This is a genomic window from Bacillus sp. B.PNR1 (assembly GCF_030386235.1).
Lineage (GTDB): Bacteria > Bacillota > Bacilli > Bacillales > Bacillaceae > Bacillus > Bacillus stercoris.
This window is the reverse complement of record NZ_JANYMN010000001.1, coordinates 1,008,939-1,025,339: the sequence shown is the minus strand read 5'-3', so window position 1 is coordinate 1,025,339 and position 16,401 is coordinate 1,008,939. Positions and strand designations below refer to the sequence as shown.

The following is a 16,401-nucleotide window of genomic DNA, read 5'->3' as shown; positions in this document are numbered from 1 at the left end:
CTTTATAGAAGCTCGGGTTTTTTGCTGCAAATTAATTAACAGGCAAAGTAAAATCCACATGGCAAACAAATGCTTCTTGATCAATTAGCGCTTTGTTGATCAGTTCTTTCTTCTTTTCTGGTTCTTGAAGCTGTACAGAAGAATAATTAACGATTCCAAGTCCGATTTCTGTTCCTTGTGAATCCATTAGCCGAACAACTGAACCGCTTTTGAATTTTCCTTTAATCTTCTGTACACCGTCCAGGTATAAGCTCGATTGCCCATTTGTTATTTTTCGTGAATAATCATCTGATAAAATCATTTCACCTTCAGGACCGGAATTAAAAGCGATCCATTGTTCCTTTCGATTCAACGGAAGCGTTCCTTTTGCTTCAAAATAGGTGCCTGCCGCCTCTTCACGAACAGCATGGTATAAAATATCGCCGGCATCTGCCTGACCAAGAAAACCTTTAATGCCAGAAGCCATGACGATTTTAAATGCATCAAGCTTAGAGCGCATGCCGCCGGTTCCGACAACGCTCCCACTGTCACCTGCGCACGCTTCGATGTCAGGTGTTATTTCACTCACTCGCTGTATCCTTTTCGCTTCTGGATTTGTGCGCGGATTGCCGTCATATAATCCGTCGATATCTGATAAAATCACAAGCATATCTGCATCAATCAATCCAGCGACTTTTGCTGCGAGCGTATCATTGTCGCCAAACTTGAGCCGATTGACTGTAACTGTATCGTTTTCGTTTATGATCGGGATGATGCCGCGCTCGAGCAGCACATTCATTGTATTCCTGACATTGTTATACCGATATTCATCAGAAAAATCGCTTCTCGTAATTAAAATTTGGGATGCGACATAGCCGTGTGCCAAAAATAGTTTTGAATAAGCTTCCATCAGCAATCCCTGGCCGATTGAAGCTGACGCTTGTTTTTCTGGAAGCTTCTCGGGTCTTTGGATAAATCCGAGCTTCCGATATCCAGCCGCCACTGCGCCTGAGGAAACCAAAATCACTTCATATCCGGCGTCTTTGAGTTTGACGACCTGATCGACCAACGCTTCTAATTTTCGAATGCTGATTTCTCCATGGAGGCTTGTTAATGAACTGCTTCCAATCTTCACAACAACTCTTTTTATGCTTGTATCAGGCGTCACTTTATCACTCCTGATAGCGGCGCTGCTGTTTTTTCAATATCTTCGCTGATTTCCTTTGAACGCTTAGCCGCATGCTTTATCGCTTGAGAAATCGCTTCTCCGCCGCCGCTCTTTTTCAAGGCTTGCAGCCCTGCCGCTGTCGTTCCGTTCGGTGACGTGATATTGTCTCTCAAGATCTCGGGATGTTCTCCTGTCTCCATGAGCATTTTTGCTGCGCCTAATAGCGTCTGTGCACCGATGCTTCGAGATAACTGTTTATCAAGACCCGCTTCCTCACCTGTCTTTTCAATGAATTCCATTAAATAATAAAAGTACGCGGGACCACTGCCTGCAATTCCGGTGAATATGTCCATTTGATTTTCTTGGATTGTATAGACTTCGCCCATGCATCCGAGCAATGCTTCGGCCAGTTTCTTCAAGTCTTCTGACACATACTTGCCAAGGGCAATCGCTGTTGCAGAAGCGCCGATCATACTGGAAGTATTGGGCATCACTCTGACAACCGGCTGTTCATTAAGCAATGATTGTTCAATAAAAGAGGTGGTTATGCCGGCAAGGACCGACAATATTAATTGATGGGGTTGGATACGTGATTTTAGTGATGACAGAGCGTTTTCGGCATCTTTTGGCTTCATTGCCAAAATGAGCACATCCATGTCTTCAATACATAGTTGGTTCGGCAAGGCGCCTTTGATTCCATATTGAAGTTCAAGTTCAGTTAATCGCTCTGTATTGCTGCGGTTTGTAACGCAGATGTTTTGTTTCGGGATTTTGTTGGCACGAACGATACCTGATATCATTCCTTCCGCCATAGATCCTGCTCCTATAAAGGCTACTTTCTTTTGATCAAAGATCGGTAACATCTCCTTTGTTCGCTTTTTTGTTCGCATTTTCACACGTTTTAAATGTTACCACGTGAGGAAATGATGTCAAGTTTGAAGGTCATCATTGATTTGTATTGTTTCTTTTCGACAAATATGTATAATGTAAAGCAGAAAACACCCGGTGCAGCAGTGTGTACCGGGTGTTTGTTTCTATTAAAAATTATCTGAGAGAGCTTTTTCAATCAGTTTTTTACAGCGGTCCAGCTCAACTTTCAGCTGTTTTTTATATAGTTTGGCAGCTTCGTAATCTTTAAATTGATAGAGGACGACTTCCTGAAGCTTAGCCCCTTCTTTTTTTACTTTAATTTGTTTTAGTATCCCATCATCAAGAAGCTCATGCAAAGACCGGTATACTTCAGTATGATTTGGTTTAAAACCAATCTCTTTAAATTCAGACCGAAGTACTTCAAGCAGCTTTAATCCATAGAGTCTCTCTTGCTCTGTCATTGTTATCATATAAAGCTTCAAAAATGCACGTTGTTTCACTAAAAAGCCGGTTGAACTCCTTTTTTCTTCTTTCATGATATGCACTCCTTCTTCTGTCACTGACAACACTATGTACTAAATATTCAATTTTCTTTTATTGTTTTCCTCCTTATATTAAAGACTGATCGTCGAGTTATCTCATGGTTACTGATTATAGGTGAAGCGGAAAATAAATAGGTCGTTGAACATTTGGCACATAGTTTTCTTAGTTCTATTATAGCCTACATTCACTGCCAGCTTCAATTTAAAACGATTTTCAGATTTGCATATGTCGGTATGAATTTCACTCAAATAAAAAAACCTGTCGAAAGACAGGTTCTCATTTTTACGGATTTGTTGACCATAATCCCGCTGTTTTGATGAAAATACGAGGATCTAATTTCAATTGCGCCACCATGTATTCAGCAAGATCTTCAGGCTGCATCACTTTTTCAGGATTACCGTCTGTCAAGTTCAATTCGATAGACATATCACTAGCGACAGTGCTCGGCGTTAATGCGCTGACTCTGATATTATGTTTTCTCACTTCTTGCATAAGAGACTCTGTTAATCCGAGAACGGCAAATTTAGAAGCGCTATAAGCACTTGTTACAGCAGCTCCTCTTTGGCCCGCTGTAGACGAAATATTAATGATGTCTCCGGCTTTGCGTTCGATCATTTCCGGAAGCACCGCGCGAGTCACATGATACACACCCATTAGGTTGACTTGTATTATATTTTCCCATTCATCGGCTGATAGATCTAAAAAACCGCCAAATTTGCTGATTCCGGCGTTGTTAATGAGAATATCGATATCACCAAGCTGTTCCTTCACTTGAGCTACGGCTTGGTTAACCTGCTCGGCATCTTTTACATCTGCAGCAGCAAATGCAGTTTTTACACCAAGCGCTTTGACTTCTTCTGCCACTTTTTCAACATTAGCGGCAGTCCGGCCGATTAACCCAATATTTACGCCTTCTTTCGCAAGAGCAAGAGCTGTAGCGCGGCCGATCCCTCTGCCTCCGCCTGTAATTAAAGCGGTTTTATTTTGTAAACTTTGCAATTGAAGCACCCTTTCTTTGTTTACCTATGTACGATATCACATTATAAGTAGAATATATCCAATACGCAAATCAAACGAACTGTGCAATCATCATTTCTTTGGATTAAAAAAGCGGAAACAGGGTAATGACAAAAGAAAAAAGGAGTGAACATATGGTTATTGTTTATATCAGTCTGGCAGTATTGGCTATTTCTATCATATTTTTAGGGTTTAATGTGATCCAAAACAAGAAAAAAATAGACCCCGCACTAAAGGAGCTCACTTCTGTTACGCAGGCTATGCAAAAACAAGTCGAGGGATTAAAAACAGAAGCAGAGCTGCTGACGCAAAAACAAAAGAAGATTCAGCATGATGTCCAAATGAAAAAATACGCGTTTCAGCAGACAGCAGCTGAAGTGAAAGAAGTTCCCCAAGCAGTCAAAGAGGTGTGGCAGGCAGGACATTTTAATAGCAGATAAAGATGAATGAGATCCCGTTGTTACGATCAGATGGACAATGGGATCTCATTTTTCGAGGAGGCTTACATATGATTATAAACCGCAGCTGCTTAAAGGAATTCGCAGAAAAACTACATTTTCTTCCCTCTTCACTTACAAAGTCCGATTTACTTACTGATCCATTTCGTCTCCATCAAGAAAACGAACTTGCCATCTACTATTCACCTCATAATGAATTTATCAATCGGGATGCCTCACTTGTGATTGCCGGGATCACACCGGGTTTTTCCCAGATGAAGACAGCGTACGAAACAGCCGCCGAAAGCCTTTTGCAAGGCGGGACTCTTGAGCAAATGGCAGTAGACACAAAAATAGCAGCGAGTTTCTCCGGATCGACGAGGCATAACCTTATTACCATGCTGGATTTATGCGGGCTGCCACAGGCTTTCGGCATTCAAAGCGCCGCGCAGCTTTTTGGTGACTTACGGCATATGCTCCATACAACTTCCGTTATTAGATATCCTGTCTTTATCCAGCAAAAAAACTATACCGGATACAAACCGGCCATCACTCGCTCTCCTATCCTAAGCACCTATGCTTTTGATCACTTCCCTGCGGAGCTCAATCATGTGGCGGGGCCAGCTCTTCTTATTCCGTTAGGAAAAGCCGCCGAAACAGTATGTGAAACATTGATCAGACAGTACAGACTCCAGAATTTGATTTGCCTTAGCGGCTTTCCCCACCCATCAGGCGCAAACGGCCATCGTTTAAAACAATTCGCCAAAAACAAAGAGCAACTAGAAAGACAAATTCATTCTTTTGCTTTCTCAGTTTTGAATTTTCTATAGAAAAGAGAAAATAAAAGGGATATGATAAACAGAAACAAACATGGGGAGTGGTTGAATGTTTCCTGTATTAGAAACGGAGCGGCTTACACTTAGGCAAATGACAGATCAGGACGCGGAAGCCATTTTTGCTTGTTTCTCAAACCATGAAGTGACACGCTATTACGGACTTGAAAACATGGAATCTATAGAACAGGCCATTTCAATGATTCAAACCTTTGCCGCGCTCTATCAAGAAAAACGTGGTATAAGGTGGGGAATAGAAAGACGGGATACGAAAGATTTGATCGGAACAATCGGCTTTCACGCTCTGGCCCAAAAGCATAGGCGTGCAGAGATCGGTTATGAAATCACCCCGGCGCATTGGCGAAACGGCTTTGCATCAGAAGCCATTTTAGAGGCTGTCTCCTACGGGTTTACTTCCCTTGGCCTGACGCGTATTGGCGCAGTTGTATTTACCCAAAATGAAGCATCAAATCGGCTGCTTATAAAAATGGGATTTCAAAAAGAAGGTGTTTTAAGACAGTACATGTATCAAAATGGAATTCCCTATGATACAAATGTATATTCTATTTTAAAATCAAGCAAATGAACGGACGACATTCTCTCGATCTGTATGCACACTCCCTTCCTCTTCTTGGTGACTGCCCAAAATAGAAGGGGCAGCCAGCCTCTGCACTGACTCCAGTATAGGACAGTAAATGCTAAATGGCCTGATAGAACACATCACAAAATATAGTGAAGAGGCTTATTCTTTTTCTTGCCCCGCATGAATGATCTGTGATGTACCAATGGTTTGGCCAGAAGAATTCAATGCTTTCACCTGAAAATATGGCCCAATCGAATGAACAAGTATATCTGTTTCAAATCCGGTTCGGGGAGCATCCGTTCCCACCTCAGACAATTTGTTAGGTGCTGGACCAGCTAACACTTTCCAGGCTACAGTTTCAGTTGAACCGTTCCATGATGCATAAACAATGGCTGCATCTTCACATAATGGATTTACAGCAATACTGGGTGAATAAAACGGCAAGCCTACCCATTTATCCTTAAACGCCCTATAAGAAAGATTTTGACCAGGAAACTGCATATCATATAACAAATTCAACGAAGGATCTTTTTTATTATTACCAGCACTCCTATATTCAGAAAGATACGGTTCCTGTCCCCATCCAACGAATTGATTTCCATTTGATAGTTTCTGAACATTTCCTTGACTTGGAACATACAGCGCTGGATCATGATAATAAGTTCGATCTGCTTTTGCAGTCATGTTATGGAAATCAAGTTGAAGGATTAAACCACGAGCCTCTCCCTCAGGCGGAGAGCTTGAAGAAGCACAACAAGCATCATCAAATAGACTTATCCGTGTTCTAGACCTAAAACGTGCATCATGTTGCCAAGAAAATGTTGCATTTGGCTCAAAAGTAAAATCGCTTTTTTTGCCACCAAGCTGCCAGACAATCTTTCCTGTTGTTTTATCAACCAAATAAATCGCCCACATGTTACGCATGCTTATTAGAAGAGTATTGTTCGGCCCTTCCTCAACTGAATTCACGTGAAAACAGTCCCAAATATTGTTAGCGCTTGTGGCGGATGACGCAGGTAACATCGAGTCATCCGGATTAACATGAGCAAGCACATCCCAGAAGAAAAGAAGCTCTCCTGTCTCAAGATCTACTTCTTGAATGGAATAATTGTCAAAGTACCCATCTGCCGGACCTCCATACATTGTGAGATCCGCTGGCACTTGTTTCACAGCAGTAAACAAAGCCGTATCTTGCTTTGTAATCGTAAACTCGTGAACATCAGAGGTAAATCCTTTTTTGGCGGTGAGTTTCTTAATCACTTTATAATTCTGATTGATGATTTGAAAAAAAGCTCCAGGTTCCGGATCCCCCGCCGGGAGATTAGGATCTTTAGGCTGAGTTCCAGATATTGTTCCTTGCCACATGGTAAGAACGGGTTCCCCTTTGTAGGATTGTACCCTAAAGTCCGTATTTTGTGTAAATCTACTATCAAGAGGTCTAAACCATACTGGGTTACCAGCTTGATCTATGATCAGTGCACCTGTTTGCCCAATCATAGTTGCGCCGAACACAGTATAGGGTGCAACGAATATTAAGCCGGGTGCTGCCCCTGGCTTGTTGACATTTATAGAAACCTTCATGGGATGCAGGGCAGGAGCCGAAACAAAGTTCCATTCTTGTGAGCTTGAATGATTTGCGGATGCCTTATCACCGCATCCCCCCATAAATGGCACGCATAATTCCGTATCGGGACAGAATCCCGGGTTTTCATCACATAATGATTTGGCAAAGGCAGGATTTTGTTGGCTGAGGTTTTTAAAATAACAGACAATCTCATGATTGCGAACAGGTAAACTGTTCAGCTGAAAAGAGAGCGTTACCTTCTTGTCTACATGCTGATAGAATAATCCTTGCTTTGTAAATGGAGGCGGATATGCTTGATCCGGCAAGGTGGGAATAATGTCATGGATATTGAAAATACGAATACTATTCTTTACCGTTTGGTTGAACCGGGACGCAAAGACAGGGTCAGCGACTCGAGGGCTGCCATAAGTATATACAAAAGGATTTTTAAATCGGGTATTCACCGCAATATCAAAAGCGGCTAACACGGCTAAAGCTCCTCCTAAACTATGGCCTGCGACTAATATTCTTTTTGCTGCATAAAGCTTGGTTAATTCCCCGATCAGCTCATTTCTTGTCGATTGATAAAGACATGTAAATCCACGATGGGTTTTTCCTGCATTTCTGACAAACGGATATGGTACTTGATATAAGTCTTGGTCCGACTCATTGTCCTTAAATGTTCGGGTTCCTCTAAAAATTACAATGATCTGATCTTGTGACTCGGCAATAAAACCAAATACTTCAGCTTCCGGATCCTCAACACCAGCAAGAGCTCGTATGGTATATCGAAGGCTATATCCTTTTGGCAAGACAAGCGGTTCCTTTTCAAAGAGTTGATATGACTGATAGATCATGGCCGATAGCAATATCGAATCCTCACGGTTAAACATATAATATAAGCTTGAGTGATTCATCCGAGCAGCTCCTTTCTTTTATTCCTAGCATGTTCCTCGAAACGGAGTACACATGTCAGGATCGGGACAAAACCCTGGATTTTTATCGCATAATATTTCGGAGAAATCAGGATTCATTTTACTAAGGTATTTAACATAACAAGCAATCGCATCATTGCGCGGCGTATTATTCAATTGAAAAGAGATTGGATACTTTGTTTTTACATGGTGATAGTATAATCCTTCCTCCGTAAAAGGTGGTGGATACTTTTTTGCTGGGAAAGTTGGAAAAGAGTCATGAATATTTACAATTCGTATACTATTTATCACCACTTTGTTAAATTGGGAAGCAAAGACAGGGTCACCGATACGCGGACTGCCATACGTATACAAGAAAGGATGATTAAACCCAGTGTTCGCAGCAATATCTAAAGCAGCTAACGTTGCCAAAGCTCCTCCGTAGTTGTGCCCGGTAACAAACAGCTTTTTTGACGTAGAAAGTTTATTTATTTGTCTGATTAAATTGTTTCTTGTTGATTGATAAAGACATGTGAATCCACGAGACGTTTTCCCGCCATTTTTAACATAGGGATAGGGAACTTGAAATATGTCATAGGATGCTAAAAGATCCTTGGGATATGCTGCGTATCCTCTAAACGCTATAACGATTTGATCTTGTGATTCGGCAATAAAACCGAATACCTCTTCCATAGGATTCTCTACGTCAGCAAAAGCACGAATGGTATATCGAAGTTTAAAGTCTTTTGGTAAGGTAAGTTTCCCTTCTAAAAAGAATGGATATGTCTGATAGCTCATTGCTGCAAGAAATATTGCAGTTTTGCTATTAAAAATACTGTTTTTATCTAAAGAAACCATATATACGCAATTCCTTTCTTAATACAGGTAAATATGATGTTAATGGTACAATATGAATGAAAACCCGGAATTGCTAATGATGGTGAAATGAACGGGGATATTGGTAAAAAAAACTGGGAAGTTACTTTATGACGGAATAAAAGAAAATGTAAAAAGACAAAAAGCGCCCTGTTGCAGGGACGCTTTTTGATTAAGATGCATATTGAGGAGATGTTTCCTCCTTTACCGCTTTTTCTTCAGGTATATGAATGCATTTCGTCATGACTGCACTCGCTAGGTAAAGAACCGCAAAGATCCAGACGACGCCTTGCGCACCGACAAGGCCGATGAACAACCAAGCAAGCGCGGGACCGACAAACGCTGATAAACCTGCAGCCAAATTCAATACAGACATGGCTGCCCCTTTGTCTTTTCCGGCCACCGTCGGCACAATTGCACCGATCGGCACATAGCCTGCCAGCAAACCGCCCCAAATAAAGCCGATCACACTGACAACCGCTACACTTCCGCCGGAGAAAACCGGTGCGTAGTATAATAAGACGGTGAAAATACCGCAGCCGACTCCGCCGAACCACATAACAGTATTTTTCCAGCCGAATTTATCGCCGACAATTCCAAAGATAAGGTTAAACACAATGTTCCCCAGAAAAATGGTTCCCCAAATTTGCAGCCACACATTGGTTGAAATTCCGTGCTGAGCCATGTGCATCGGCAAAAAGACTGGGAATCCATATGTACCAATGCTGTTGATGATTCTGATGATTCCGCCTGTAAGCACGCGCGGGTTTGTAAATAGAATCGTAACCCCTTTTAAAAGCTCCTCGGCTGTTTCTGATCGTTTTCTTTTCTTCTTTTCAAAACGGTCTTTATTGATAAACAATGCGAAGAATGCACCGAGACATACCCAGAATATAGAGCTCCAAAGCGTATTCAAATAACCGAACGCTTTGATCGCGTAGCTTGAGTACCAAGCACCGAATACAAACATGCCGAGGCAATAGGCAATCCAAAACCAGCCGACAGCAGTGCTCAGTCTGTTTTGCGGTGTTCTGTAAATGACCCATGTCAAGAAAGAATAAGCAAATAGCGGGTAGCCTAACCCTTTTACGAAGTAAGTCACATACATCACAGGGAGGTTTAGCTGTTCAAACCCAAACACGATAAAGGCGGCTGTACCGATTACATAAAACAACAGCCCCATAAACATCGTCCGTTTTGCGCCAAATGCTTCGAGACATACACCTGAAAACCAGGAAGCTATGGCAAGCGCAATCCCGTAAATGCTAAAAATGGAAGCAGATTGCTGAACAGTCAGTCCGTTTTCGGTCAGAAACGGGCTGAGCCAGCCTTGTTCAAGTCCGTCTCCCATCATAAACAAAACAACTCCTAAAAATCCCCACGCAAGCCGCTTTGGTATACCAATTTTATCTAACATATCTGTTTCCTCCTTAGATGCTCATATACATTACCGTATTACCTTATTAAAGCTAAAAATTAGACAATTCCTCAAAACATCCGGATATGCCACCTTATATCAACACTTTGCTTTCTGACCCTGAAAAAAGCGCTGAGTTTGCTTCCATTCCTCATATAAAGCCAATTCTGTCTGACAGTTCTTCGGTTCGATCACCCGGACATTTGCTGACATCTCCTCCGTTAATTGAAAAGTTTCATTGCAAATGACTGCAGCACCAACGACAGATGCCTGATGATATCCCTCTTTGACATAGATTTTTTTCTGAAGAAGGTCAGCGATATATTGAGTGAGCGCTTTGCTTTGGAGTCCCCCTCCGCACACCCAAACATAGTCACGTGTAAACGGAGTAACCTCTGTTAAAATGTCAAAGTTCCATTTGATTGAAAATGCGATCTCTTCTAGCGCCGCACGTACAAAATGTGCCCTCTTTAAATCTGCTGAAAGCGGAGTGTCAAAAAGAAAACCGCCTCTCGTTAATGCATTCTTTTCAGCTGATAAATAAGAGCCGAGAGCCGCTACACACGCATTGTCTTCTTTTGCTAGTGCAGAAATTTCCTCCTCCATTACGTCGTACGATTCATTCGGATAGAAAATCTGTTTTAATTTTTGATAATTCAGACCGGTAATTCCCGGATTCGTTTCTACTAGCCAATGCCCTTGATCTGTATGGCAGTTCAGCCAGGCTTTATGTTTTGTGTCGCCATGATCCGCAGTAATTTTGGTTATTGGCGTTGTTGTCCCTGATACGATGACTATGTCCTCAAGTCCAGCTCCGGTGCTTTTCACAGCTAGCTGTGTATCCCCGCCCCCAGTTACCACCTTAGCATTTATTGAAAGACCTAATTCGGCTGCATATTCATTTGCTATTGTTCCAATTGCTGTTCCCGCTCTTACAAGAGGCGGAAGGAGAGATGGAGAAAAGCCGAATATGTCGCACATCTCTTCTGACCAAGTATTGTGCTTCACATCAAACAGCAGCGTTTCTGTTGCCTGCGATGGTTCATATGTTAGGATTCCGCTCAGTTGATATGTCACCCAATCACTGATGCTTGTAAAACTTGCAGTCTTTTCCCATAAAGAAGGCTGGCGCTGCTTCAAACCATAAAGCTTGAGTGCAGAAAAAAGCGCAGTCGGCAGACGGCCTGTACGGCTGTATATTTCTTCCCGATCGGGAATGCTCTCCTCCCACTCTCGGCCGCGGTTATCTATGTTCGGCAGCCCGAGAAAAGAGTCACCGTTTTGATCGATCAGAACAATCCCCTGTCTTTGACTCGTCGATGTCAACCCAATGATGTCAATATCACGCGAACGGGATAGCGCACGTTTTGCCAATCTCATTACTTGCTTCCACAGTATCTGAGGGGAAAAATAACGGCTGTCCGGGTAAAGCGTCTCGGTGGAATACTCGATGTCCTCCCGTTCAACCGTTTGAACAATGCCTGAGACACTCACGACCGCTACCCTCGCATTGCCTGTGCCGATATCGAAAACGAGATAGCCTTTTTGTTTTTTCATTCTGTTAACCTCTTTTCTTTACATCTGTTCTCAGTTTGTCTTTGTTATATAATGTTGGAATATTGGGAATTTTTTCAACCTTCCACTTTTTGAGGGCATCATTCATGATCGACACGTGATGATCCTCTACTTCAAAGGTTGCTCCAGCGAGATGCGGTGTTGCCAGAACATTAGGCAATGAGATCAATTCATAATCTGATTCCTCTGGAGGTTCATGATAAAAAACGTCTAGTACCGCACCTCTGATTTTATGTTCTTTTAATACAGATAAAAGATCTTCACGGTTTACGACAACTGCTCTTGAAGTATTGACGAAAATCGCACTCTCTTTCATCAAATCAAAATATTGCCGATCTATCAGTCCAAGTGTTTCCTCAGTGCGAGGCAGATGGACAGAAACGATATCACTGTCTGAAAATACCGTTTTAAGAGCTACTTTTTCATACAGCGGATAATCGTCTTGAATGTATGGATCGTAATACTTTATCTTACAGTCAAACGCAGTCAGCAGTTTTGCAATCCTTTGGCCAACCGCGCCGAACCCAATCATGCCAACCGTTTTTCCTGTTAGCTCATTTCCTTTAAATTTGACATAAGCCTGCAGGTAATCACTGTCCCACTTCCCATCCTTCAGCCACTGATTCGAGGCGCTGATATGACGGAGAAAGGAAATCACATTTCCAATAAACATTTCGGCAACGGCTTGTGCATTCCGCCCTGGTGTATAAAAAACAGGTATGCCCCTTTTTGAAGCAGCTGCCACATCCACATTGGAGGGCATTCCCCTGCAAACACCGACAAATGAAAGTTCGGGAACAGAAGCAAATACGCTGTCTGTTACCTGATCAAGCTCAGTAATCAAACCTGTCGCATTTGTTGCCTTTAGCAGCTGAATGAGTTCATCCTCCCGATATGCCCGGCCTTGTTCTTTCCAAGATTGATAAATAACTGAGCCAAACAAGTTTTCAAGCTCTTTTCGCCCTTTTTCGTTGTACGGCGCTGTAACCAAAACCGTCATGGTGCAAAACATCCTTTTCATCGTATTTTTTCATAAAAAAATCTCTTTCCGAAGATGGAAAGAGATTCATATATGGGCGCGTTCTGTTACAGGCAGACGCCGGTATAAACCTTGCTTTCCTATCTTTCAAGCTGACGCTTGCTGGAATTGGCACAATAATGTTGCCGAGGTTTCATAGGGCCAGTCCCTCCACCTCTCTGGATAGAAAATGTTGAGTATGTAATTTTCAGAATAAAGAATACGTTTATCATAAAGAAGTCTCAGATTGATGTCAATCTCTTTTTTCAGAATTGACGTTATCATCCGAAATGTTATAATTCTTACAAAATATCTAACTAGAGAGGAACTGGGCCATGAAATCTTTTGCCACACAACAAAACGGCATTTTTAAATCCGTTTGCTCGCTGGACTGCCCGGATCAGTGCGGATTATTAGTACATAAAAAAGACGGAAAAATCGTGAAAGTGCAGGGAGATCCCGATCATCCTGTCACAGCTGGAAACATATGCAACAAAGTCCGAAACATGACGGAGCGCATCTATGATGAAAAGCGGCTGACTACGCCGCTCAAACGAACAGGTGCGAAAGGCCAAGCGATATTTGAACCGATTTCCTGGGAAGAGGCGATTGATACGATCACCTCCCGCTGGAAGCAGCTGATTGATGAAGAGGGAGCTGAAAGCATACTTCCTTACAGCTTTTACGGAAATATGGGGAAATTGACAGCTGAAGGAATGGACCGCCGCTTTTTTTACCGCATGGGATCAAGCCAGCTTGAACGGACGATTTGCAGCAAAGCGGGATCTGAAGGCTATAAATATACAATGGGCATAAGCGCGGGAATCGATCCTGAGGAAACCATTCATACAAAACTATTTATTTTTTGGGGAATTAACGCTGTCAGCACAAACATGCACCAAATTACACTCGCCCAAAAAGCGCGAAAAAAAGGTGCCAAAATTGTCGTGATCGATGTACATAAAAATCAGACAGGGCGTCTTGCAGATTGGTTTATTCCAATAAAGCCGGGAACTGACAGCGCACTTGCTCTTGGCATTATGCACATTCTATTTAAAGAAAACCTTCACGATGAAGCATTCCTGTCTGAATACACGGTTGGCTACGACAAGCTCCGTGAACACGTGAAACAGTATAATCCGGAAAAGGTATCAATGATCACCGGGATCAGCACTGAAAATATTTATCAGCTGGCAAGAATGTATGGGAAAACCTCCCCTTCTTTTATCAGAGTCGGAAATGGAATCCAGCATCACGATAACGGCGGGATGATTGTAAGGACGATTGCCTGTCTTCCGGCGATCACCGGCCAATGGCTGCATAAAGGGGGCGGCGCAATTAAGCATAACAGCGGAATTTTAGAATATAACACAAATGCCTTGCAGCGGCCCGACTTATTGAAAGGGCGCACACCGAGGTCGTTTAATATGAATCAGCTTGGCAAGGTGCTTTTGGAAACAGATCCGCCTATCCGCTCTCTTTTTATTTACGGAACAAACCCTGCCGTCGTCGCGCCGGAAGCAAACAAAGTCAGACAAGGCTTGCTGCGGGAAGACTTGTTTACCGTGGTTCATGATTTGTTTTTAACGGAAACGGCTGCATATGCGGACATTGTACTGCCTGCAACATCCGCTTTTGAGAACACTGATTTTTATACCTCCTACTGGCACCATTACATTCAGCTTCAGCAGCCGGTGATTGAGAACTATGGAGAAAGCAAGTCTAATACTGAGATGTTCCGATTACTGGCTGAAGCAATGGGATTCACAGACCAGGAGCTCAAGGATTCAGATGAAGAATTAATCCGCCAAGCGCTTGACCATCCAGATAATCCGCATTTGGCGGAGATTAATTACGATTCACTTACTAAGCATTCATTTATGAAAGCGAAACGCAATAAACCGCTGTTTCCTGGCAAACTTCCAACGCCAAGCAGAAAAATAGAATTATATTCAGAACAAATGAGACAAGCTGGTTTCCCGGCTTTACCGACATTTACGCCTCTTGTAACCGATAATGAACATCCGTTTATGTATGTTCCGGCACCAAACCATAATTTCTTAAACTCAACGTTTTCAAACAATGAAAAACACATCAAGCTCGAAAAGACGCCAAAGCTCTTTATCAACACAAAAGATGCTGAAGAACATGGAATCGTTGATGGGGCTCCTGTACGAGTTTGGAACAGCCGGGGAGAATGTGAGCTGACCGCATCAGTCGGAGAACAAGTACTGCCAGGTGTCGTTGTCAGCCAAGGATTATGGGCAGATGAGCAAGGGAAAAAACAGCTTGTAAACGCGCTAACCCCAGACCGGCTGTCCGATATGGGAGGCGGCGCCACCTTTTTTTCAGGCCGTGTACAGATTGAAAAGGTTTGAAAAAACAGCCAGTATTCGTTTTGGCTGTTTTCTTTCAAATTTAATGAAACCCGGAGCATGCCAAGCCCGTATATCATAACATTGACATAATGGAGGCATGCATATGGACGTTTTTTTAGGAATCGGTATTGCTTTGGCTGGCTATTTTATCGGTGAAGGCTTAAAGCAAATGAACCATCCAAAAGCATATGAAAAAAGTGATACCTATCTTATAAAAGAACGAGATATTCACTTTTACATCGGACATTTTTTAGGAATTACTACAGCTGAGGCTAAACAGTTAGCCGGAGATATGAAAGACATCCCTTACATCGAAATAAACGGAAAAAGATATGTACAGAAACAGATGTTAAAAGAATGGACATTCACATTAGTTGAAAAACAGCAGGGTGAATAAAGAAAAACTGAGGAGATCGCAATGCTCTCCTCAGTTTAGTTTAACTATATGGTTTGGCCCTTTGCCATAAGCGATGTTAAAACGATTAACCCCATCAATTTCTTTCCTCAAACAGGACAAAATGTCCGTTCCACTACAATAGATTTTATATTCCCTTTGATTGATGACGTTATCATCTTGATGAACGTATGTATCGTAAAAACTTAGAAAACCTATTCGGATTGAATATGTGCTCTCATTATGCCCTTCCATACTGGGCCTTTATCCGCGGAGAATTTACTTTTTAAACTATGAAACCTAAAACTTTTAGATTCACGCAGCAATGTAAATGCAATATCCTCAATTTTAATGAATCCCCGACTTTTTTCATATTCGACTTCAGTTTCTCTGATTTGCTTTATACGCCCGAAGCTGTACGTTTATAAAGGATCAGGGAATCCCAGAACCAGTAAATCACTGCAGCTGTAATACTTAACACATAATAAATATACGATTGCAATGTCCATGCTATTGACGCAGGTTCACCAATAAAAAATAACAGGAAAGCTACGATAAAAGCAATCACACTGTAAATCAATAAATACATGACATTGAATGTTCTCGCTTTTTTCTGCAACATCATTTGCAGCGGAACAGCAAAAAGGCCATACATCATAAAAGCGTATAATAAAGCAATTGCTGCTGTAAACAATGCAATTATCATATCGTCATACATAACGAAAGAATATAGCCCGAAAAACAAACCAAACGTAAGGCTGGATAGCCCTAATGTCATTAGATAATATCCTGCGATTTTTTTCATTTTTTCACCCCCCTTGTTTGATTTATTCAC

13 protein-coding genes, 3 pseudogenes and 1 riboswitch are annotated in these 16,401 nt (G+C 42.1%); of the genes and pseudogenes, 5 read left to right on the top strand and 11 right to left on the bottom strand.

Features of this window, described 5'->3' with window-relative positions; translation table 11 throughout:
• Nucleotides 1-31: 31 nt before the first annotated feature.
• The 4 genes from proB to NZD81_RS05720 all read right to left on the bottom strand — a co-directional run bounded on the left by proB (nt 32) and on the right by NZD81_RS05720 (nt 3,559).
• On the bottom strand, nt 32-1,147 hold the full coding sequence (proB, locus tag NZD81_RS05735) for a glutamate 5-kinase (protein ID WP_014664179.1): 1,116 nt from the start codon (nt 1,145-1,147) through the stop codon (nt 32-34).
• On the bottom strand, nt 1,144-2,037 hold the full coding sequence (proC, locus tag NZD81_RS05730) for a pyrroline-5-carboxylate reductase (RefSeq protein WP_010886524.1): 894 nt from the start codon (nt 2,035-2,037) through the stop codon (nt 1,144-1,146). The genes proB and proC overlap by 4 nt, the downstream gene beginning before the upstream one ends.
• Before the next feature lie 147 nt (nt 2,038-2,184).
• Entirely contained in the window at nt 2,185-2,553 is a 369-nt protein-coding gene (rtp, locus tag NZD81_RS05725) for a replication termination protein (RefSeq protein WP_003220337.1), read from the bottom strand.
• Between the two features lie 289 nt (nt 2,554-2,842).
• The gene (locus NZD81_RS05720; RefSeq protein WP_040082991.1) at nt 2,843-3,559 is read right to left on the bottom strand and encodes a 3-ketoacyl-ACP reductase; all 717 of its coding nucleotides are present in this window, start codon (nt 3,557-3,559) and stop codon (nt 2,843-2,845) included.
• A 152-nt stretch (nt 3,560-3,711) separates the two neighbouring features.
• Here NZD81_RS05720 and NZD81_RS05715 point away from each other — a divergent pair, with 152 nt between their 5' ends.
• The 3 genes and pseudogenes from NZD81_RS05715 to NZD81_RS05705 all read left to right on the top strand — a co-directional run bounded on the left by NZD81_RS05715 (nt 3,712) and on the right by NZD81_RS05705 (nt 5,433).
• The gene (locus tag NZD81_RS05715; protein WP_014664180.1) at nt 3,712-4,017 is read left to right on the top strand and encodes a DUF948 domain-containing protein; all 306 of its coding nucleotides are present in this window, start codon (nt 3,712-3,714) and stop codon (nt 4,015-4,017) included.
• Nucleotides 4,018-4,085: 68 nt separating this feature from the next.
• A pseudogene (locus NZD81_RS05710) lies at nt 4,086-4,858 on the top strand (hypothetical protein).
• A 41-nt stretch (nt 4,859-4,899) separates the two neighbouring features.
• Nucleotides 4,900-5,433, top strand: a complete 534-nt coding sequence (locus NZD81_RS05705) for a GNAT family N-acetyltransferase (RefSeq protein ID WP_282372243.1) — start codon at nt 4,900-4,902, stop codon at nt 5,431-5,433.
• Nucleotides 5,434-5,589: 156 nt separating this feature from the next.
• On the opposite strand, the gene NZD81_RS05700 is transcribed toward NZD81_RS05705, so the two are convergent.
• The 6 genes and pseudogenes from NZD81_RS05700 to NZD81_RS05675 all read right to left on the bottom strand — a co-directional run bounded on the left by NZD81_RS05700 (nt 5,590) and on the right by NZD81_RS05675 (nt 12,797).
• Nucleotides 5,590-7,104, bottom strand: coding sequence for an arylsulfotransferase family protein (locus tag NZD81_RS05700; protein ID WP_354669334.1), 1,515 nt, complete (start codon nt 7,102-7,104; stop codon nt 5,590-5,592).
• Nucleotides 7,084-7,911, bottom strand: a pseudogene (locus tag NZD81_RS05695) (lipase family protein); the annotation flags it as partial. The gene NZD81_RS05700 and the pseudogene NZD81_RS05695, both read right to left, overlap by 21 nt.
• Nucleotides 7,912-7,935: 24 nt before the next feature.
• The gene (locus NZD81_RS05690; RefSeq protein WP_282372244.1) at nt 7,936-8,766 is read right to left on the bottom strand and encodes a lipase family protein; all 831 of its coding nucleotides are present in this window, start codon (nt 8,764-8,766) and stop codon (nt 7,936-7,938) included.
• 190 nt (nt 8,767-8,956) lie between these two features.
• A complete protein-coding gene (locus NZD81_RS05685; RefSeq protein ID WP_071580939.1) occupies nt 8,957-10,201 on the bottom strand; it encodes an MFS transporter in 1,245 nt (414 codons plus the stop codon).
• A gap of 94 nt (nt 10,202-10,295) precedes the next feature.
• Nucleotides 10,296-11,758: pseudogene (locus tag NZD81_RS05680) on the bottom strand (FGGY-family carbohydrate kinase).
• A gap of 4 nt (nt 11,759-11,762) precedes the next feature.
• Nucleotides 11,763-12,797 (bottom strand): 2-hydroxyacid dehydrogenase, encoded by a 1,035-nt coding sequence (locus NZD81_RS05675; protein WP_282372247.1) that lies wholly within the window; start codon nt 12,795-12,797, stop codon nt 11,763-11,765.
• 95 nt (nt 12,798-12,892) lie between these two features.
• A riboswitch (SAM riboswitch) is annotated at nt 12,893-12,984 on the bottom strand.
• A gap of 145 nt (nt 12,985-13,129) precedes the next feature.
• Here NZD81_RS05675 and NZD81_RS05670 point away from each other — a divergent pair.
• Nucleotides 13,130-15,172, top strand: a complete 2,043-nt coding sequence (locus tag NZD81_RS05670) for a molybdopterin oxidoreductase family protein (protein WP_282372249.1) — start codon at nt 13,130-13,132, stop codon at nt 15,170-15,172.
• Between the two features lie 103 nt (nt 15,173-15,275).
• Nucleotides 15,276-15,569, top strand: a complete 294-nt coding sequence (locus NZD81_RS05665) for a hypothetical protein (protein WP_014664187.1) — start codon at nt 15,276-15,278, stop codon at nt 15,567-15,569.
• A gap of 397 nt (nt 15,570-15,966) precedes the next feature.
• Here NZD81_RS05665 and NZD81_RS05660 read toward each other — a convergent pair whose 3' ends face one another.
• Nucleotides 15,967-16,371, bottom strand: a complete 405-nt coding sequence (locus tag NZD81_RS05660) for a UPF0715 family protein (RefSeq protein WP_282372253.1) — start codon at nt 16,369-16,371, stop codon at nt 15,967-15,969.
• Nucleotides 16,372-16,401 lie beyond the last annotated feature (30 nt).

What these genes read in the sequence shown, in the direction of transcription:
- NZD81_RS05715 (WP_014664180.1), top strand. Translation starts at nt 3,712, where the DNA reads ATGGTTATTGTTTATATCAGTCTGGCAGTATTGGCTATTTCTATCATA.
- proC (WP_010886524.1), bottom strand. Translation starts at nt 2,037, where the DNA reads ATGCGAACAAAAAAGCGAACAAAGGAGATGTTACCGATCTTTGATCAA.
- NZD81_RS05665 (WP_014664187.1), top strand. Translation starts at nt 15,276, where the DNA reads ATGGACGTTTTTTTAGGAATCGGTATTGCTTTGGCTGGCTATTTTATC.
- NZD81_RS05660 (WP_282372253.1), bottom strand. Translation starts at nt 16,371, where the DNA reads ATGAAAAAAATCGCAGGATATTATCTAATGACATTAGGGCTATCCAGC.
- NZD81_RS05670 (WP_282372249.1), top strand. Translation starts at nt 13,130, where the DNA reads ATGAAATCTTTTGCCACACAACAAAACGGCATTTTTAAATCCGTTTGC.
- NZD81_RS05685 (WP_071580939.1), bottom strand. Translation starts at nt 10,201, where the DNA reads ATGTTAGATAAAATTGGTATACCAAAGCGGCTTGCGTGGGGATTTTTA.
- rtp (WP_003220337.1), bottom strand. Translation starts at nt 2,553, where the DNA reads ATGAAAGAAGAAAAAAGGAGTTCAACCGGCTTTTTAGTGAAACAACGT.
- NZD81_RS05705 (WP_282372243.1), top strand. Translation starts at nt 4,900, where the DNA reads ATGTTTCCTGTATTAGAAACGGAGCGGCTTACACTTAGGCAAATGACA.
- NZD81_RS05690 (WP_282372244.1), bottom strand. Translation starts at nt 8,766, where the DNA reads ATGGTTTCTTTAGATAAAAACAGTATTTTTAATAGCAAAACTGCAATA.
- NZD81_RS05675 (WP_282372247.1), bottom strand. Translation starts at nt 12,797, where the DNA reads ATGAAAAGGATGTTTTGCACCATGACGGTTTTGGTTACAGCGCCGTAC.